General features: G+C 66.7%; 18 protein-coding genes and 1 pseudogene. 10 read left to right on the top strand and 9 right to left on the bottom strand.

Translation table 11 applies throughout. From position 1 onward, the window contains the following. Positions 1 to 133: 133 nt before the first annotated feature. From E1292_RS14055 to E1292_RS14040, 3 genes are all read right to left on the bottom strand, one after another. The gene (locus E1292_RS14055) at positions 134 to 1675 is read right to left on the bottom strand and encodes an ISKra4 family transposase (RefSeq protein WP_165974526.1); all 1542 of its coding nucleotides are present in this window, start codon (positions 1673 to 1675) and stop codon (positions 134 to 136) included. Positions 1676 to 1745: 70 nt separating this feature from the next. Beyond that, a complete protein-coding gene (locus E1292_RS14050) occupies positions 1746 to 2294 on the bottom strand; it encodes a hypothetical protein (protein WP_181958230.1) in 549 nt (182 codons plus the stop codon). Positions 2295 to 2660: 366 nt separating this feature from the next. Then, positions 2661 to 3245, bottom strand: a complete 585-nt coding sequence (locus tag E1292_RS14040; protein WP_132595577.1) for a dihydrofolate reductase family protein — start codon at positions 3243 to 3245, stop codon at positions 2661 to 2663. A gap of 376 nt (positions 3246 to 3621) precedes the next feature. Between E1292_RS14040 and pdxR the strand changes: the two genes are divergently transcribed. Beyond that, positions 3622 to 5016, top strand: coding sequence for a MocR-like pyridoxine biosynthesis transcription factor PdxR (gene pdxR, locus E1292_RS14035; RefSeq protein ID WP_132595576.1), 1395 nt, complete (start codon positions 3622 to 3624; stop codon positions 5014 to 5016). 34 nt (positions 5017 to 5050) lie between these two features. On the opposite strand, the gene E1292_RS52645 is transcribed toward pdxR, so the two are convergent. Then, on the bottom strand, positions 5051 to 5245 hold the full coding sequence (locus tag E1292_RS52645) for a hypothetical protein (RefSeq protein ID WP_220446813.1): 195 nt from the start codon (positions 5243 to 5245) through the stop codon (positions 5051 to 5053). A gap of 229 nt (positions 5246 to 5474) precedes the next feature. Between E1292_RS52645 and E1292_RS55755 the strand changes: the two are divergent. The 8 genes and pseudogenes from E1292_RS55755 to E1292_RS14000 form a co-directional block, all read left to right on the top strand. After that, a pseudogene (locus E1292_RS55755) lies at positions 5475 to 5681 on the top strand (transposase); the annotation flags it as partial. A 143-nt stretch (positions 5682 to 5824) separates the two neighbouring features. Continuing rightward, positions 5825 to 6064 carry an IS3 family transposase gene (locus tag E1292_RS55750; protein WP_369334338.1) on the top strand — a complete coding sequence of 80 codons (240 nt, stop codon included), beginning with the start codon at positions 5825 to 5827 and terminating at the stop codon, positions 6062 to 6064. A gap of 41 nt (positions 6065 to 6105) precedes the next feature. Beyond that, on the top strand, positions 6106 to 6858 hold the full coding sequence (locus E1292_RS14020) for a DDE-type integrase/transposase/recombinase (RefSeq protein ID WP_165974525.1): 753 nt from the start codon (positions 6106 to 6108) through the stop codon (positions 6856 to 6858). A gap of 81 nt (positions 6859 to 6939) precedes the next feature. Continuing rightward, a complete protein-coding gene (locus E1292_RS14015) occupies positions 6940 to 7644 on the top strand; it encodes a pentapeptide repeat-containing protein (RefSeq protein WP_132595573.1) in 705 nt (234 codons plus the stop codon). Between the two features lie 81 nt (positions 7645 to 7725). After that, entirely contained in the window at positions 7726 to 8124 is a 399-nt protein-coding gene (locus tag E1292_RS14010; protein WP_132595572.1) for a hypothetical protein, read from the top strand. Between the two features lie 1082 nt (positions 8125 to 9206). Then, complete coding sequence (locus tag E1292_RS54880; protein WP_281284026.1) at positions 9207 to 9332, top strand: hypothetical protein; 126 nt, start codon at positions 9207 to 9209, stop codon at positions 9330 to 9332. 4 nt (positions 9333 to 9336) lie between these two features. Then, positions 9337 to 10401, top strand: a complete 1065-nt coding sequence (locus E1292_RS14005; protein ID WP_132595571.1) for a hypothetical protein — start codon at positions 9337 to 9339, stop codon at positions 10399 to 10401. 776 nt (positions 10402 to 11177) lie between these two features. Then, positions 11178 to 11531: a helix-turn-helix domain-containing protein gene (locus tag E1292_RS14000; protein WP_132595570.1), complete on the top strand. Its 354-nt coding sequence runs from the start codon at positions 11178 to 11180 to the stop codon at positions 11529 to 11531. A 27-nt stretch (positions 11532 to 11558) separates the two neighbouring features. On the opposite strand, the gene E1292_RS13995 is transcribed toward E1292_RS14000, so the two are convergent. From E1292_RS13995 to E1292_RS55745, 3 genes are all read right to left on the bottom strand, one after another. Continuing rightward, positions 11559 to 12149, bottom strand: coding sequence for a ClpP family protease (locus tag E1292_RS13995; protein ID WP_132595569.1), 591 nt, complete (start codon positions 12147 to 12149; stop codon positions 11559 to 11561). After that, positions 12146 to 12772, bottom strand: a complete 627-nt coding sequence (locus E1292_RS51060; RefSeq protein ID WP_165974524.1) for a ClpP family protease — start codon at positions 12770 to 12772, stop codon at positions 12146 to 12148. The genes E1292_RS13995 and E1292_RS51060 overlap by 4 nt, the downstream gene beginning before the upstream one ends. 98 nt (positions 12773 to 12870) lie before the next feature. Beyond that, entirely contained in the window at positions 12871 to 13248 is a 378-nt protein-coding gene (locus E1292_RS55745) for a tyrosine-type recombinase/integrase (protein ID WP_181958231.1), read from the bottom strand. Positions 13249 to 13915: 667 nt separating this feature from the next. On the opposite strand from E1292_RS55745, the gene E1292_RS54875 reads away from it, so the two are divergent. Then, positions 13916 to 14050: a hypothetical protein gene (locus E1292_RS54875; protein WP_281284025.1), complete on the top strand. Its 135-nt coding sequence runs from the start codon at positions 13916 to 13918 to the stop codon at positions 14048 to 14050. Between the two features lie 914 nt (positions 14051 to 14964). On the opposite strand, the gene E1292_RS13985 is transcribed toward E1292_RS54875, so the two are convergent. Both E1292_RS13985 and E1292_RS13980 read right to left on the bottom strand, forming a co-directional pair. Continuing rightward, the gene (locus E1292_RS13985; RefSeq protein ID WP_132595567.1) at positions 14965 to 15312 is read right to left on the bottom strand and encodes a hypothetical protein; all 348 of its coding nucleotides are present in this window, start codon (positions 15310 to 15312) and stop codon (positions 14965 to 14967) included. 149 nt (positions 15313 to 15461) lie between these two features. Beyond that, positions 15462 to 17942, bottom strand: a complete 2481-nt coding sequence (locus tag E1292_RS13980) for a hypothetical protein (protein ID WP_132595566.1) — start codon at positions 17940 to 17942, stop codon at positions 15462 to 15464. Positions 17943 to 18288: the final 346 nt, after the last annotated feature.

Below are 18288 nucleotides of genomic sequence, written 5' to 3'. Positions count from 1 at the left end.
AGGAGACCGGCCACATTCTCACCCGCCGAGCCCTCGGGGCTTGCTTGAGCCGTGGTGCGGGGAAAGCCCGCTTGCCCGGTTCTGAGGGGGCGGCGGCACGGCAACGTGCCGCCGCTACCCGACACTGAAGTGATCAAGCCGTAAGGGCGTATCCGTCCTGGTAACCGGTCTGATGGACGCGCTCGTGTTGCCGGGCGAGATGGAAAGTCCAGCACTCTTCCAGATGACCGTTGGCGGTCAGCGCGCGGAGCTTCAGCACCGCCTCGGCCCCGGCCAGCCCCCACCGGGCCCCAGCTAGGTCGAACCTGTCGGCGATCAGATGGCGGCACGCGCCCTCAACCACCCCGGTCTCGATCGGCCATCCCGCCTCCAGCGCCTGGTCATAGCGCAGATGCCCGGCGTTGTTGGACAGGTAGCGGATGCACGCGTCGATGCCGTCACGGCGCTGGACGCCGGCTGTGGCGGCCTGCGCGGTCAGCGTGGTGATGACCTGGCCGGTGTGCCCGGCCAGCAGGGCCACGGCGTGGCCGGCGACCCAGTCCTCCGCGGCCGGCGCCGCGGGCGGAGGCAGGCTCCACGCGGCAGCCCACAACTTCTCCAGCACGTGCACGAAATCGATCACGATGTGGACGCGGATGCCGTGCCGGGCCGCTTCGCAGGTGATCAGATCGAGTTGGTGGCGGGCCCCGTCGACGAGCACGACCCAGGGACGGACACGTCCGGGGTCACGGGCCTCGGCATGGTCGAAGACCTTGACGATCATTGCGCCGGGGCCGGTGATGACCGAGCCGCACAGCCACTTGCGCAACGCGCGTGGCCGGGGCCGCGGCCTGCGCCGGCCGGCTCGCCCGCCCGGCACGGCGATCACATCATGCGGCCGCCGCGGCGCCGGTTCGGCGTCATAGACCACGCCCAGCGTCGCCATCCGCTTGCGCGCCGGTTTCTCCCCGGACGCCAGCCGCGTCCGGAACGTGGCCCGGGCGCGGGCGGCGGCCTTCGCCGTCGCGGGCCGCAGCGCCTCGGGACGCATGGCGATCCCCTTGCCGTCCACGCTGAGCACCAGCACCGTGGACGCCGTGCACGGCACCGGGAGCCGCGCGGCGTAGAACGCATCGACATCGGCCGCGGCCCGGGCCACCACCTGCTCGATCTGCCGCTTACCGATCACCTGGCCGCAGCGCGCCGTGAGCGCCGCCAGAGCGGCGTCGAACGAGCCGCGCACCGTCTCGATGACCGCGAGCTTGGCCAGCCCGGCCGAGTGCCGCACCACCGGCAACGACAACGCCGCGTCCGCCGGATACACGTTGCGCACCCCCAGAGCGCGCCACGCGCACCGAGCCACGGTCACCGTCCCGACGAGCGTGGCCAGCAGCCGCCGATGCCCGATCTCCACCCGCCGCCGCGGCACCCCGTCGGCCCCGATCACCCCTGCGGCCGTCCCGTCCCGGCGGGCGCCGTGCACCTGCCGCCGCTCGCGCAGCGCTCGCAGGTCAAGGTGCGCCTGCAGCAGCAGGCGCTGCAGCTCACGCCCCCGCTCGACGATCGTCTCCTCCAGCCGGTCATGGGTGAGTGTCCCGGTCGCCGCATCGGTGAGGTGTCCGACGAGACAGTTGAAGGTGTTCTTCGCCTCGGCAAAGACGTCAGCGGTGAGTTCGGTGTCGTACGGTGCCTGCACGGGCTCTTCCTTCGTCGGGAACGGTTTGGTTGGCACCTTCGAACCTGACGGCGGGAGGGCCCCGCCACAATCACCCGCCCGGTGACGACGCGATGCCGTCCCGTGACCCTGCGCCATCCTGCCGGGCCACCTCGCGGGCCACCGGCTCGGTCACCGTGAACAATCCCGGCCCTTCTTCCTTCGCCCAGCCGCGTTCCACCAGCCGCTTCAGCTTGGACCGCAGCCCTTCCCGCTTGGCGGCCTCATCCGGTAGTCCCATCGCCACCGCGATCTGCCCGGCCCGTATCGCCCGCCCGGCATCGGCCATGATCTCCACCGCATCCCGGTACGCGCGCGGCAGCACCGCCGCGTCCATGCCAGGCTGCCATGGCGGCACCGTCACCACGCCGAGCACCAGCGGCCGTGGCGGCGCCGCGTTGACGGTGCCGGCCGTATCGGCGACCTCGGCCTGCCCTTCGGGCTCATCGAGTAGCCGTGCCGCCTCGCCCAGGATCTTCTCGACGGTCTCCCGCGCGATCGTCAGCCGTGACAACCGGTCCTGCTCGTCCTCCAGTCGTGACGTCAGCGCGGCGATCTGCTCGCGGATCTCCCTCGATCCGCTGCCGGGCCACAGCTTCACGCAGCGCCAGTTCCTCGAGTAACGAGCCCACCGTCACCACCACCTCACACCTCTGTACTCACAGTAAAAGGCGGTTCCCGGATCAAACAGTCGTGTCTGCAAAGGCCCAGGTCAGAGACTCACTTAAGAAGAGCTGCACCCTTCGCTGCAGGCGGCTACTACGGCACCTCCACGACCGAGGTCGAGGTCGCCAAGGCTGCCGGGATCTCTCAGGCGTACCTCTACCGGCTTTTCCCGACACGAAGTCGCTGTTCGTCGCGGTCGTTAACCACTGCTCGGAGATTCTGGCTGGAAGCGGTGAGCAGGCGTTCGGCGGACTGTTCCGTCGCGGTGCGAAACGCCCTGCCGTCAACTGCTATCGCTCAGTTACCCAGCTGGTCCGGGGATGTTCGCCGTTGTGGTGGGTCGGTACCGGACCCGGGCGGCCAGGGTGGGATCGTCACTGTCGAGCCGGTGGAGGCGGACCGGTGTTCTGCCGGGGTTGTGGTAGAGCCGAATCCCCTCGCCGAGCAGAACCGGTGCGATGTGGATGTCGATCTCGTCGATCAGCCCCAGCTCCAGGAGCTGGGTGCCGATGTTCGGCGAGAACACCGCGAGATTCTTGCCTGCTGCTGCCTCCAGTCCGATTTGGACCGCCTCCTGAACTGGGCAGGACAGGAACGTGATGTCCGGGGTGGGCGGCGCGTCCTCGGGATGGTGGGTCAGGACGAAGATCGGCCCTTCCCATGCCCCACCCCAGGGCCGTGAGTCGCCGATGGCGCTGTCGAAGCCGTCACGGCCTGCCAGCACGGCGCCGGTGGACTCGATCAACTCGTCGATCACGCCCGGTCGGGCGGAGAAACCGGTCATCCAGTCCATCTCGTGGCGTGGTCCGGCCACGAACCCGTTGAGGGTCATCGTGAAGCCCCAGAGCACTATTCCGGTCGCGGGCGGCGGCTCGGTGTTGTTCATCGGTCATCTCCTGCGATCTGCTTGTGGATGGTTGGCCTCTGGCTGCCGCGGTGGTGCGGCCTCCGGGTGATCACGGCCTTACCGGATGGTCGTAGTGGCGCAGCGAGCTGGATCCCAGGCGGGACAGATCCGTCCCGTACCCGTGGATCGGGATGGCGGTGCGGTCGCCGCTGGTGGCGACCCGGTGGACGTCGCCGGGTGAGGGCGAAGCCGTTGACGGGTGCCGGTCGCGTCGTTGAGGGAGTCGCCGCTGTCGCTGGGTGCGAACACCTCTTCGTGCCGCGGCGCCCTTGAGGACGCTGAATACGCATGCCGTGCCATGGCCCCACGGTATGGATAGAGTGGCGCTGATAAGAGACCCAATTCTGAACGAGTTATGAGTACCAGTTCGCCTGAGTTGTTCGTGGAGATCGACCGCTCCCGTCCCCGTGGCCTGCGCGCCCAACTGGAGCGGAGCCTGCGTGACGCCATCAGGGCGGGCCGGCTGCGCCCTGGCGTCCGGCTGCCGTCCTCCCGGGCGCTGGCCGCGGACCTCCAGATCACCCGCGGTGTCGTCATCGCGGCCTATCACCAGCTCACCGCCGAGGGCTACCTGAGCTCCCGACAGGGCTGGGGCACCGTCGTCAACGCGATCACCACGCCCGAGGAACCACAGCGCCGCCGCCCGCCGCCGCCCTCCGCCCGCTACGACTTCCGGCCCGGAGCCCCGGACGTCGCCCTGTTCCCGCACGCGGCCTGGGCCCGCGCGACCCGCACGACGATGCGGTCCCTACCCGAGCAATCACTCGGCTACAGCGACCCGGCCGGTCTCCCGGCGCTGCGCGAGACGCTGGCCGACTACCTGGGCAGGGTCCGCGGTGTGTCCTGCGAACCGGACGACATCGTGGTGTGCAACGGCTTCTCGCACGGGTTGAGCCTGCTGGCCCGGGTGCTCGCCAAGCGGGGCATCGCCGTTGAGAATCCCGGCCACCCCAACTGGCGGGAGCAGATCGAATGGGCCGGCGCCAGCTGCCACCCCATCGAGGTCGACGACGAGGGCCTGCGAGTGGACCGGCTGACCGCGTCAGGGGCGGGCGCGGTGCTCGTCACACCCGCCCACCAGTACCCGACCGGTGTGGTGCTCTCGGCCAGCCGGCGGATCAGCCTGCTCGACTGGGCCCGCACCAGCGGCTCGTACGTCATCGAGGACGACTACGACGCCGAATACCGCTACGACCGCCAACCCGTCGGCGCCCTCCAAGGGGTCGCGCCCGATCATGTCGTCCACGCCGGTAGCCTGTCCAAGAGCCTGGCCCCCGGGCTGCGGCTCGGCTGGCTGATCGTTCCCCCGGCGCTACGCGAGGAGGTGGTCGCCGCCCGCGCGCGCAGCGACCGGTTCACCACCTCGATCATCCAGGCCACCGTCGCCGAGTTCATCCAGCGCGGCGACCTCGACCGGCACCTGCGGCGCACCCGTCGCAACTACCGCCAGCGACGCGACGCGCTCATCGCGGCCCTGTGCCGGCACTGGCCCGCCTACCATGCGACCGGCATCTCCGCGGGCCTGCATGTCCTGGTCAAGTTGGCCGACAGCATGGACGCGACCCACCTCGCCGCCACCGCCGCCCGGCACGGCATCCTCATACAGCCCCTTGACCGCTACCGGTCCAGCCCGGCGCCGGCCCAACACCCGGCCCTCGTGATGGGCTACAGCAGACTCACGCCCCACCACATCGAAGAAGGCATCCACCACCTCGCCACCGTCCTGAAGTCAGCCGGCGTCACCCCCTGACCCGTTGAAGACAACCACGGGTGACGTCGCGAGATCAGTCAGCCCTGTCCTCAACGACCAGGACGCCCGGTCCCTTGACGTCGGCGCCCTCGGCCAGCCGGGCAGTGCCACAGGACTTCGCTGTCTTGCGCACAAACGCGCAGGGCCAGCCAGTGCGCCGCCCCAGCGCCGTGACCACCGCGATGCCGCCCATCTCCAGGCCGGCCAACACCTCGGTCCCCTCGGGCACCAGTGAACCATCCCTGACGCCAACTCATCCAGAAGCGCCGGATCGGCCTCGAACTGGTACTTGTCAAAGTGCTCCTCGGTCTCGCCCCTAGCGCAACACGACCGGCCACTCAACCGGAACGGTCACGAACCCGACGGGCGAGATCCGCATCAATCACCACATGAGCTTCCCCCCGTTCTCCGGACACTTGACCTGAGGTCACCCTTGATCATCAGCAAGGACGTCCTTCATGCCCTCGCCACACCCTCCGGAGTTCCGGCGTCGCGCGGTCGAGCTCGCGCGCCAAGGTGACAAACCGCTCCTCCAACTCGCCAAGAACCTGGGCGTCAGCCGGTCGTGTCTGCAGAACTGGCTGCGACAAGCCGACGCCGATGAAAACGCCGGCACCGGTGACCGGCTGGCCAGCGCGGAGAAGAAGGAACTCGCCGAGCTGCGCCGCCGCAATAAGCAGCTGGAGATGGAGAACGACATCCTCAAGCGGGCGGCGGCGTACTTCGCCCGAGAACGTCCTCCCAAAGTAATGCACTCGCTGGTCCGTGAACTCGCCGACGACCGTATTCCGGTCGCGGTGGCCTGCGAGTGCTCCAAGTGTCGACCTCGGGATATTACGAGTGGCTCGGCCGGCCAGAGCCACCGCGTGAACTCCGTAATAAGGAACTCACCAAAAGGGTCCGGCAGATACATGCCGACTCGCGCGGCAGTTACGGCTCGCCGCGGGTGCACGCCGAGCTCGCGCTCGGGCTGGGCGAGAAGGTCAACCGCAAGCGCGTAGAGCGGCTCATGCGCGCGGCTGGCCTGCAGGGTGTCTACCGGCGTTAGGGCCGCCGCAACCTGGTCAACCAGGCCACCGAGGAGACCTGGTGCAGCGCCGCTTCGACGTCGAGGCGCCCGATCGGCTCTGGCTGACCGACATCTCCGAGCATCCCACCGGCGAAGGAAAGGTGTACTGCGCCGCCGTCATGGACGCCTATTCACGACGCGTCATCGGCTGGTCCATCGACGTACGACAGGATCTCGTGGTGAACGCATTAGCGATGGCCGTGGCCCGGCGGAAGCCGGACGCCCGCTCGACCATTCTGCAATCCGATCACGGCACGCAATATACATCATGGGCCTTTGGCAAGCGGCTGCGAGATGCGCGCCTGCTCGGATCCATGGGAACAGTGGGCGATTGCTACGTCAATGCGATGATGGTAATCGTGCTCGGGAACGATGCAGCTCGAACTCCTCGGTGCCGAAATCTGGAAAACCGAGAAGAACTGGCCAACGCCATCTTTGAATGGATCCGTAATCACATAAAAAATGAGCATTTCTGTAGGGCCTACCAGGTTCTCGGGCGAGCATTTCATGAAGCCGTATGGGCTAACTTGCAAGTGAAACACCCCGGCGAGTACGAATATCGTCGAACCGCTCCCAAGGGAGGCGGCAATCCTGATTTTCTTCATAGGGCAACTGGATTCAATATTGAACTCAGCACAATTTCTAGCTATTTTAGGCACAAGTTGACCAGAAAAGGAGCTTACATGAGGGCTGGATATGTGCTTCTAAATAAATTCCCCAACAATACGGTTCTTCAAAGAATATCCAGAGGTGGTGGTACATCTAGAAAGTAGGAGCTAGACTGCTATGAGCTCGGCCTATCGCTTGAAGCTCGGACATCGAGATTGATGACTAGGTAGTGATCGACTATGCTTGTGAACGATGAGCTGATCTTGCATGCAGTAACCCTCGAAGGCGCTGATTTCTCTGGAGCGCGTCCTCGCTATCTCGATATCGGTGTAGGAAGTACACTAACGCGTTGCGATTTCAGTGGAATCCGGCCTGTAGGTCCACCCACATTTGGTAGTGGGGCGGAGCCGACGACCTACGTGGAGTGCACCTTCGACCATATGTCTATCAAAGGCGGTGGTGCAGGCAGGGCAAACTTCGTACGCTGTTCATTTCTCGGCGTAGTGATCAAGGATTACCGCTTCATCGACTCGCAGTTTACTGACTGTCGTTTCAGTGGCGATCTAGCTGCGGTTATATTCACAGCACGCCCCAGTTTTGGCTTTGCACTAAGAGAGCGCAACGCTTTTATAGGAAATGACTTCTCTGCTGCACGGCTGCGTGATGTAGATTTCCGAGGAGGTATCGATCTCCGCTTGCAGCGCCTTCCCGTGGGGCCGGAGTACATTGTGGTCCCGTCTGCCGAACGTGTCCTGTTGAAAGCGTGGCGTACTATCTCGGCGCGAAGTAATGATGAGGACAGAAAGCGGGCTCAGACGAAGCTCGAAGTTCTTGAGAGGCTGGTGGAGGAGGGGCAATCCGATATATTTCTGACTCGTTCGTTTCTAGCTGGCGGCTTGTCGGTGGAGTGGGCTTCGACTTTTGTCGGCCTATTCTGTGATGAGCCGTAACAGAGTAGGCTATGAATGATCGCGTCCTGTGGCAGTAGGCGAGGCATCTCGGCGAGTCCATTGCATGGCTATGCGCCGCACATGATCGTGTGTGGACACGCGGGTGACCGCTTCGTCGTGATGGAGGCTCTGGGCTGGCATGGCAAGGTGAAGATCGAGCAGATCTCAGCCGATGGGGTCGAGGTCCTCAACCTGTTCGCCAACCTGAACACGCGGCTTAGCCTTCGGCGGGCGGTCGACGGTCGGGTCCTGACCGTGGTCGACAGCGGCGGCCTTCGATTCGCCGGAGGTGAGGATCTCCACGGTCTCGACGACCATCTGGAGGACCTGCCGCTGTTCCCGCCGCATCCTTATGACGAACGGCAGGGGGCCTTCCTGGAACTCGCGTTCACGTTGGCAGGGCACCGGCTGGACGTCAACTGGTTCGAAACCACGGTTCACCGGCGCTACTTCGTCGGGATTCAACCCTCCAGCTCGTAACGTCGGTCAGTCGATTGCCTGCTCGGCCATCGCCGCGATCGTGCGCTCCAACCTGCCCGGCACGAACGCGGTCTCCAGCCAGCTATCGACCTGGCCCCGCTTCGTCGATGCGCATCGGCTCCTGGGAAAGGGGCCCGGTGAGTGCCGGTCCAGGTAGTCCTACCGCGAAGGGATCGCGTGATCCGGCTGATCTCTGCCCAAGCGCAACCGGTGACGATCTTGACGCGGCGCTGCATTCGATGTCGGTAGTTTCGGGCATTTCGAGTTGTGGATGGTCGCCGTGACGGTTCCACATCCGCAGCCCGTGGCACCCGTGGGGATGGTTAGACACCAAGACGGCCTCCGAATCGGTGTCTGACCTGGGAAAACGCCGCCAAGATCATTCCGACTATGTCCCCGGATCATGGTCCTACGGCTGCGTTCGGGCGCTCTCGGCTGCCTATGAAGGTCCACAAAGCAAATGACCTGCGGCCGTGAAACCGCAGGTCAGGGGCCAAAACGCCTGGTCAGACGCGTGCCCTCGGCAGGATTCGAACCTGCGGCACCCGCTTTAGGAGAGCTCGAGTCGAACAGTGTCCGGTTTCGCTATCAACGGGCCAAATGTGATTATTGTTCTGCCTGCATTTGCTCCTCAGCAAGGACCTTCCATTGTCTATCGCTGGGCGGGTGTTTGCACTGGTGGAAGCGGTACTCCGGGCGGGGGTCTTCCAAGGCGGTCCCGCTCTTCAGATGCGGGTGCTCTTGTAGAAGTCGGGCCCCTCGAGGACGCTGTGGCAGACCAGTGAAATCGTGATTCGAGCACAGCCATCCGCCGTCCCGAGCGTCGATACCGCATGTGACCATGCTGCCGTGGGACGTACCAGGAGCGTACGATTCTGTCGGCCTCCGCGGGCGCAGGACCGCGACCCGGCAGACCCTTTTCCGCCGGAGAGCAGCGAACGATCACCAGGGCTGTGACAGTGACGACCCGTGGACACCCTGGATGCCCTGGATGCCGGGGCGCGGCTGCGGCGCCCGCTCGTCGTCGTGCGCGCCTACCTGACCGCTGCAAGGCACCTGGTGCCGCTGGTGACGAGGCCGCGGTGGTGTTCCTGCCGCTGGCCCTGATCGCCGCGTCGGCGCTGCTGCCGCTGCTCAGCGGCTCGGCCGTGGTGCGGAACGACGAGCTGGAGGTCTACGGGGCCGAGCCGCGCCACCAGCTCGTCTAGAGCGGTGCTGGTGGTGTTCACCGTGGCGCAGGCGGTGGTGTTCCCCGCGACCGTGGTGATCGCGGCGGGGCTGCAGGCGGGCGGGCCGCCCATACGCGCGCGCAGGGCGCTGCGGGTGGCCCTGCGGCGGCTGCCCTCCATGTTGCTGTTGGTGTTGCTGGCGGTGCCCGTGTACGCCCTGGTGGCAGCGGCCGGATTCGGGGCGCTGCTGGTGACCGGGAGCCTGGTCCCGGCGGTGTTCGTGTTCGCAGGGCTGGCGCTGTTCACCATGCCGGCGCTGCTGGCCGTGCCCGCCATCGTGCTGGAGGGCCGCTCTGCACCGGCCGCCGTCGGACGCGGCTACGACCTGGTGATCGGGCACGGGCCGTCCAGCGCGTTCACCCTCGCCTGCGGCGTGTACGTCATCCCGGGCGCCGTCTTCCAAGCCCTGGACGCGGCCGTGGCAGGGCTGCACGGCCCAACCTTCATGTACGCCTCGGGCCTGGCGGGCGGCGTACTGGCCCTGGCCGGCACGACCTTCCAGGCGAGCGTGGTCACCCGCCAGTTCCTGCACCGGCTGGCACCGCGGCCGGACCCGGTCTCGGCCGAGGAGTTCGACCGGATCCTGGCGGGCCTGCCCGCGGCGGGCCGCCGCCGCCAGCTCCGGTTCCCGTTCGTGCTGCCCGCGCTGGTGCTGCCCGGCCTCGTGTACGGCGGCGTCGCGACGGTCAACCCGTTCGGCTGGCTGGAGACCAGCGAGACGGACGTCACCGCCGCGTGGCGTGACTCGTTCGGCGACGGCGTCGGAGCCCCCAAGCTCGGCAGGGGAGGCCTGCGCGCCTGTACCTGGGGCTGGGCACGGGGATGGTCGCGCTGGTCTACGGCGCGGATTCCAGAAGCCGTCCGCGATATTCGCGTGCTCCGACCACACCTGTCGCCGGGCCCGCCTGCGCTTCGCCGAGGCGGGCGTGGACCAGGACCTCGGTGTCGACGCTGTCGGGGCGGCGCTGCCGGACGGCCGAATGGTGCTGACCTCGTGGGACGTGGCACCGCGCCAAGTGGCACTCCTGGGAGAGTCTCGGGCTGCTGATCTGTGACCAGGAGGGGTGCACTCCTGCCAAGGGAGGGCAGTCCACTCATCCCGCGGCATGACTTGCCCCGCGGCCTGTCCCAGGCTCTATCCGTCCGCCCCGGCGGCGGGCTGGTCGTCGCCATCGCCGACCAGGTGGAGATCGATCGAGGGGACAGGCAGTACGACGACGTGATCTCCTTGGTCTCCTGCGAGGACCCCGGCTGTTCACGCCCGGTGACCCGGGAGGTGGCGCGGGTCCCCTCGGGAGGTTACCGTTCCGAGCCGCAGACCCTGTCCGTCGCGGTCGGCGCCGGCGACCGTCCGGTGCTCGCGCGGATGGACAGCAGGACCGGCGCCGTCCACGTGATCTCGTGCCAGGACCCCGCCTGCGCGCACCCGCACGTCAGCCGGCCGGTGCTGGCGTACCAGGACATATTCGGCGATGGCGAGCAGCAAAGCGCCCGTCCCGGCGATGCGTGCTGCCGCAGCATCTCAAAGATCCACGACTGTTCTGGACTGTGGGAGCCGAACAGTGGGTCACAGGGTTTGATCTGGGTTTGCTGCGTTCGGCGGCTCAGCTCCGGCAGGACTCGACCGGATCCTCATCATGAAGGAACACCACCTGCGCAAGCGGTGCTCACGTGGCTGGTCTTCGGCTTCACCGAGTGGTCGCCGCCGCGACGACCGCTCGGTGAGCGCGCGAATGGCCTGAGGCTGGGCAAGGGTAAGCGGAGACGGTTCTGCTCTGCGCGAAGCCGGCAGAACTCGAACGCGCCATCGACCTATGGTGAGGTATGGCCTCATCCCTGCCGTCGCGTCCAGCGATCAATCGGACCGCCCCCGAGCCGTCTCCGGCTCGCGAGCCGCTGTGGCGGCAGGTGCTCGGTGAGCGCTTGAGAGGGCTTCGCCATGAGCGGGGCGAGAAGTTGAGCGAGACGGCAAGCCGCGCCGGAGTCTCGCCGCAATATCTCTCCGAGATCGAACGAGGCGTCAAGGAGCCGTCGAGCGAAATGATCGCCGCGGTCGCTGGGGCGCTGGATGTGACCCTGGTCGATCTCACCCTTGCCGTTGCCGAGAGCTTGCGGCCTGCTCAGCAGGGCGCGTCGAGAGGTGCCACCTGCTCGGCGGCGTATGCTCTGGCCGCGTAGCGCGGCTTGCCGGGATTGTCCACGGGCCTATGAACGCTCCTCGATGATCTGATCGAGGAGCCCGTACTCCAAGGCCGCGGTAGCGGTGAACACGCGATCGTGATCGGTGTCGGCGCGCAGGGTCTCGATCGTCTGGCCGGTGTGCCGTGAAAGTATGCGCTCGATGTCCGCCCGGACACGTACGACCTCGTCGGCCTGCAAGATGAGATCGGGGATCGCTCCGCGCCCCTGGGCTGCCGGCTGGTGCAGAATGATCCGTGCGTGTGGGAGAGCGGCACGTTTGCCTTCGGCGCCCGCGGCGAGAAGTACGGCCCCTACCGCGACGGCCTGTCCCACACAGGTCGTCGAAACCCGCGGGCGGATATGGCGCATGGTGTCGTAGATCGCGAGCATCGCGCTCGGGTCTCCGCCTTCGCAGTTGATATAGAACTGGATCTCCGCCTCGGGGTTGTCTGATTCCAGAAAAATCAGCTGCGCGATGAGAGCATTTGCGACGCCCGCGTCGATTGCGGTGCCCAGGTAGACGATCCGCTCGGTGAGCAGGTGCGAGTAGACATCCATGATCCGCTCGCCACGAGGGTTCGAGGCGATGACGTTCGGGATCGTATATGTGGTCACTGGCCGACTCCTTGGGTGACGCCGAATCCGAGCCGTGGGCGGTTTTGTGGCGCGATTTCGTCGAAGTTCTGCACGATGGCGTCGATGAAGCCGTAGTCCAGTGCTTCCTGTGCCGTGTACCAACGATCGTGCAGAGAATCCTCGAATATGCGCTCGACAGGCTGACCTGTGTCCTCGGCAATCAGACCGAGCACCGTGTCGCGCGTATGCCGAAGGTCGCCGGCCTGCAGTTCGATGTCGACCGCGGTGCCACCGATTCCCGCCGAGCCTTGGTGCATCAGGACTCGTGAGTGCGGTAGAGCGCGGCGCTTCCCACGGGCCCCCGACGACAGCAAGAACTGCCCGGCACTGTAAGCGATACCCAGGACGAGGGTCGATACGTCACAGGGAATGAGGCGCATGATGTCGCGGATCGCAAGCATCGACGGGACCGAGCCACCTGGGGAATGAATCCACAAGGCGATATCGGACGACGCATCCTGCGTGGCGAGTGCCATCAGCTGGGTGGTCAGCAGTGTCCCATTGTCGTCGTCGAGAGGGCCGTCGAGAACGAGAACACGCTGCTCATAGAGTTCGCGTCTCATTCGTGGGTTGAACAGCGGAAGTTTCGATTCTTCGCTCATGCGTCCATTTTGTGAGGCGATCCGGACCGGCGTCGACACGATCTGCCTGGGGCAGATCTGCTCTGAGCAGCGAGAGCTCCTGAACAGGGACAGCGCGATTACCGGCCGGTTCGGGGAGCGCGGTCCGGCTGGCGGGCCGGGTTCGATTGCCGCGGTCTGGTCTTCTTCGCTGGACAGCAGAGCGGCGGTCTTCTCGGCCGGGGCCTGGCGACCTGGGGGTAGACGGAGGTGTAGGTGTCGGCGGTGAAGGCGCTGGAGGTGTGGCCGAGCGTTTCCTGCACCACCTTCATCTCCACCCCGGCTGCCAGCATGAGGGAGGCGGCGCCGTGGCGCAGGTCGTGCAGCCGGATGGGCGGCAGACCGGCCAGGCAAGCGAGCCACAGGAATTGGTCGGAGACGTGTTGCGGATGGAGCCGGCTGCCGTCGGGCTGAGTGAAGACAAACCCGGTGTCGGCCCACGCCTCCCCTGCGGCCAGTCGTTGCTGTAGTTGTCGTTGCCCGGTGGGCGCGCAGCATCGTGGCGGTGTCGGCGTCCAGGGCGATGGTCCGTATGGAAGCGTCGGTTTTCGGGGGGCCTTCGCGGATCTGCCAGGTCAGTTGCACCAGTTGCCAGTTCACGGTCAGGGTGCGGGCGTCCAGGTCGAGCTCCTTCCACCGGAGCCCGCACGCCTCGCCGCGGCGCAGTCCGCGTAGGGCGATGAGCCGGTAGAGGGCGAACAGCCGATGCCGCTGGGCCTCTTCCAGGAACAGCCGGGTCTGGGCGGGCGTCCAAACCATGACGGGGGAGGGGCGTGGGGTGCTGGTGTAGGCGTCGATCGGGTCCACCCGCCTGCCGCCCCGGCGCTTCTTCTTCAGATGTCGGTGTTCGCGGAGTCGTCCTGCCAGGCGCGGACCCGATCCTCGGTCCTACACCAGGGGCTTGGGCCGGGTCTTGGGCGGCATCTCCAGCACGGCGGCGGGGTTGGGGTCGATCAGTGCGTCCAAATCCGAGCGCCCGTCCCGCAGTGACCACGTCGACCACAGCCGGCAGTTGCTGGATCTCGGTCAACGTCAGCCCACGCCTCTTCGCCGGCCTCCAAGCCGAGAAGGATGCGCGACTGACGTGAGCCCGCCCGGCACGGCCGCAGCGGTGCAGGTAATCGGGTGAGCGTGATGCTCACCATCGCCCACTGCCCCGAGCGCCGTGCCGGGCACGGCGTATCGACACCCACCTCGGCGGCAGCACTCAAGCCCGATTCGATCGTCGCTACGGGAGCCACCTATCGCACGACGCTGTGAGGCGCCGTGACGCTGCTGAGCAGCCCGTCGAGGGTGCCACCGTGAAGCGGGAGGTTGTGCGCTCGGGGATGGCGGCACACGGCGGAGAAGCAAGAACAAGCCCCAACTCGTGACGGCCCCTGATCTGAGGTGCTCAGCAAGTCCTTGATCGCGTTGAGGTAGCTCAGACGAGCCTCCTGGCGGCGTATGCCACGGCCTTTTTCGGGTGAGGCTGCTGGGCCTGATCGGCGTGGTGAACAACGGACGTCGAAGGGTTATGTGCTTGGGTCGTGTCATGGTGATGTGGCCCGATCATCGAGCCACCTGGTCCGTGTCACCCTCTAAATACCTGCCGCCAGGCACGGATCCGGACATGATGGCAGGCAAAAGAACGGACAAGATCGCGCTCCCTAACGCGCTGCATCTCTTTCCGGCAGGCCACTGCCCATGCACACTCCGTTACAGCGCGAGTCTGCGTATCCGGATCACCGGCGCCGGGTGGTGGCTTACAACCAACGATCACCTCATAGATCGCGGGTTCAGCGTTCGACTCGCAGGTGTCCTTGACCCTAACAAGAGGGCTCGCATTAGGAGAGTGGGAGTTCCTCCGCCTGTTCGGGCGCCCTGAACTGGGGAAACAGCTTATGTGGTGCTCGGATCATGCAAGATCATCCCGCGTATATCCCGAACCTGCGTCTCCATGTACCCACCGACGCTGCCTGATGCAGCGGAAAGCATACGAACCGTGCCCTGGAGGGGCCAAGGCTCCTCAGCACAGCCACTGATCAAGGATGCCCAGCTCGCACAATAGCCGATCTTGATTCGCATGTGCTTGGCGCTCGGAGCGTATGGCTGAGAGCCAAGCACAGGAACGACACTGGTGTCATCTGCGCTCTATCGCAGGATTTAAGTGCCAGGACCGCGAGCGAAGCTCATCAACGGGATGCGCCGGTATTGCGCTGCTGACCGAGCCCAGGCGCGGAGTACGAGGTGAGGAGGGTAAGCCAGCCCTCACTTGAGGGCCAGGTGCGCGATCCCATCCGACCCCGGAGGGCGAGCAGGTCTGCGGCCTTGCCCTCGGCGGCTGTGAGCGCCTTGGAGGGGCCGAAGGGGTCTGCGGCGACGACGAAGAGTTCAGAGTAGACGCGGGCGCGTTCCGGATGCGCCAGGTGCTCGCGAAGACGTGCCCCGACTCCGCCGTTACGGTGGGCCTTGCCAAGCCAGCGCAGTCTCCCGTCGCTGTCGACCGCCAGGTAGAGGCCCGCCAGCACGTCGTCGAGCACATTCAGGGTCCTGTGACGGTGCTCGCGGGCAAGGCTGTACGGCTCGGGCCATTGGCCCTGGACAAGGGGCCCCATCGCGGTCCACACCAGGGACAGCGTCCAGGGAGTCACCAGCGGTCCTGGGGTCGGTTCTGGGCAGCAGCCACGCGTCACAGCTGCATCACTGCCACGATGGCATCGTCCAGCAGGGAGGCAACCCGCGCGCTCTGCTCCTTGGCGGCCGTCAACTCCGTGACGTACGCCTTCTGCACTTGGCTGGGCTCTTCGGGGGCCCCGGCTTCGCGGCGCGCGGCCACCGCGTCCCGGATGAGTTCGACCAAGGCGCCGAGATCGTCCACCGCGGTCTTCACGCCCTCTCGGCCCTGTTCTAGCTGGCCCGGTAGCTCGCCGCGCAGGCGTGTCATTCGGGTGAACGCGTCTTCCTCGACCTCCTCCTCGACCTCCTTGGACGTCTCGTCCGGCTGGTCGGAAAGCTCGTCCGGCTGGTCGGAGAGTTGGTCGTCCGATGTGGGACTCGTCTGACGAGGCGGTTTTCCCTGGTCGCCGGCAATTTTGGGGAACATGGAGTCGTACCACGCCTTATCGGCCAGGACACCTTCTTGTGGGTTACCGTGCGCGTCCGGTGCCCAGAACGTTCCGGGTGGCATGCCGCCGACTCCAGTCACGGCTTCGGGCGCTTCCAGCACCGAGGAGGCGAACGCCAACAGCAGCTCCCTAGTGACGCCGGGCGGAGGGCTGGTGAAGGCACGCACCAGCGCGAGGATCGCATTCGTCGGGGTGCGCCGTACGCCCTTGCGGTCCGCGCTCCGCTCCGAGCCCTGGCCCGAGGTGACGAAGGGCTCAGGCGCGTTGACGAGTCCGGACAATAGGTGACGCCGTACCAGCGTGTCCCATGCCGCCGGGTCCCCTTCACGGCAGGCGGCGCGCAGGGAGGAGAGGCTGCGAGGGTCAGGCGGAGCGCCGAACTGAACATCGCCGGCGCTGAATGCCCCGTCCATCGCCAGCAGGTTGCCCCGGTACACGAAGTGCTGGGCAACCACGGCCGCCCACACTTCGGTACGGCGCTTGGCTTTCGGCCCGCTCTGCTGGCTCCAGGGCGCCTCCTGCAGGGTTTTGCGCACGATCGGCCAGTACCGGCCAGTGGGCATGTGGGCGCGTGCGGGCAGCCCTTCGGGGCGCGGCGGAATCGGGGGGAAGAGCAGGAGGGTGGTGCATCGGATGGCCATGTCACGCAACGTCAGCTGGGTGATCTCCTCGCCCGGCGACAGCAGAACGGCGAGCGGGTCCAATGGCGCGGCACCGACCAGCGCATCGGCGATGCCCGACTCGTCGAGGGCGTCGGCCGTGATCCGGCCCCCCGTGACCTCCTTGGTAAGGATCTCGCCCAGCAGCCCTTCACCTTGGTATGCCTTGACGAGGGTCGACCAGAGGCCCAAGCCGCGGTCCCCGTCGCCGTAGACGAGCTGGCCGCGCAGGTGGTCGTGCACGTTCAGGTCGCGTAGCGCCGCTTCGAGCCGCTCGGGCGTCGATGCACCTACCACGACACGGGCAGGGACCTGAGCGATCCGCTTCGCTCGTTCGGCCTTGCCTTCCGGATCGCGCTCGGGGTCGTTGTACTCGGCGTTGAGTCGGGCGCTGACGCGTCGCAGAATCTCGCCGAGTCCGCGCAGGACCAGCCGCCGGTTTTCCGTCTCGTCGGGCAACAGCAGGTGCGGCTGCGGGACTCCGGTGAGCAGCTGCTCGGCCTCCAGCCCGAAGATCTGCAGCCGGCAGTCGCACCGGTTGTTGCCCGTGACCTGAAACGGCCTCCAAGCGTCGAAGTTCTCCCCATCCCGGTCGACCATTGGAACCTGCTGCAGCACGACCACCGTGGAGTCCCGCTGACCCTCCTGCACCAGAGACTCCACGAGATCGTAGGACCGCAGGCGGCCGCGGGCGCGCAGCCTCTCCACGGCGTACCGCTGAATGGCCGCCGCCATGTCGGAGGGGACCTGGGCAGACGCGAGAGCGGCCCGGGAGATGCCGTCCTCCATCGCGGCGCGTACCATCGGCAGCGGGCGCCGCCCTCCCAGCGCGTGCGTGCGGGCAGCCAGTTCCTTCTGGGCTCGGGCGAGATCGTCCTCGGCGGATTTGATCGCCGCCACGGCCGCGTCCTTCTCCGCCGCTGTCGCGGTCGGCGCCAGACCGCGCTGCGCCGCCTTCGCCCTGCCCAGATCGGCCTTGGCGCGCGCCACCGTCCGCTCCTGAGCGACGAGTTCCTCGAGTCGCGCGAAATTGTCAGGCGTCGGATGAAGCCAGTCGCTGCGCGTGCGGTCGTTCAGGGACCACGGCAGTGTCGCGGCGCCGTGCAGTGCGGCGTTGAGCAGCAGGAGCGCGTGGCTGGTCCCGCGTCCCTCGACGTGGTACGCGGTGGCCCTCAGGACTCGGCGGCCGTCACGGCGACGCTCGACGACGCGCTTGGCCTCACCCGCTCCCAGAGCTGGGGCCAACCCTTCAATGACGGCCCGCCGGGGAACTGGCGCCAGGCCATCGGCCTCGCAGGTGTTGACGATCGCTTCGTAGAGGTGTTCCGCCCAGTCCGAATGGGTTGGGTATGGGAAGGGGCCAGCAGGGGGCTTTCGTGATGACATCGCAGGCAAACGGTCCTTCTCCCGGCGGGCACACGTGGCCCCGGGCGCGATCCCGCGCATCCAGCGGTCACCGGATGCGGCACGCACCCGAGCCGCAACGCTCCTTTCCACAGAGCATTGGGCGGGCCGCCGTCACCGCTGCGCTCCAACAAGACCGCATCGGCAAAGACCGTCTGCCCCTTCGAGGCCACCTATGGAGCGTGTGCCTGTGTCCAGAGACCTCATGGATCCGGGATGCAGCGCTACTCCTTCAGCCCTCCACCGACGGTGGCACGGGCAGGCGGTTTCGTCAGGACCACTGACGTGCCCCATAAGAGTAAAAGCTGGCCAAGCGTGTGTAAAGAAT

This window comes from Nonomuraea deserti (assembly GCF_004348685.1).
In the GTDB taxonomy this organism is placed as follows: domain Bacteria; phylum Actinomycetota; class Actinomycetes; order Streptosporangiales; family Streptosporangiaceae; genus Nonomuraea; species Nonomuraea deserti.
This window is presented reverse-complemented; position numbering and strand designations above follow the sequence as displayed.

Coding starts and splice junctions, on each gene's coding strand:
- E1292_RS14040 (WP_132595577.1), bottom strand. CDS start 3,245: ATGAACAACACCGAGCCGCCGCCCGCGACCGGAATAGTGCTCTGGGGC.
- pdxR (WP_132595576.1), top strand. CDS start 3,622: ATGAGTACCAGTTCGCCTGAGTTGTTCGTGGAGATCGACCGCTCCCGT.
- E1292_RS14010 (WP_132595572.1), top strand. CDS start 7,726: ATGATCGTGTGTGGACACGCGGGTGACCGCTTCGTCGTGATGGAGGCT.
- E1292_RS14000 (WP_132595570.1), top strand. CDS start 11,178: ATGGCCTCATCCCTGCCGTCGCGTCCAGCGATCAATCGGACCGCCCCC.
- E1292_RS51060 (WP_165974524.1), bottom strand. CDS start 12,772: ATGAGCGAAGAATCGAAACTTCCGCTGTTCAACCCACGAATGAGACGC.
- E1292_RS13980 (WP_132595566.1), bottom strand. CDS start 17,942: ATGTCATCACGAAAGCCCCCTGCTGGCCCCTTCCCATACCCAACCCAT.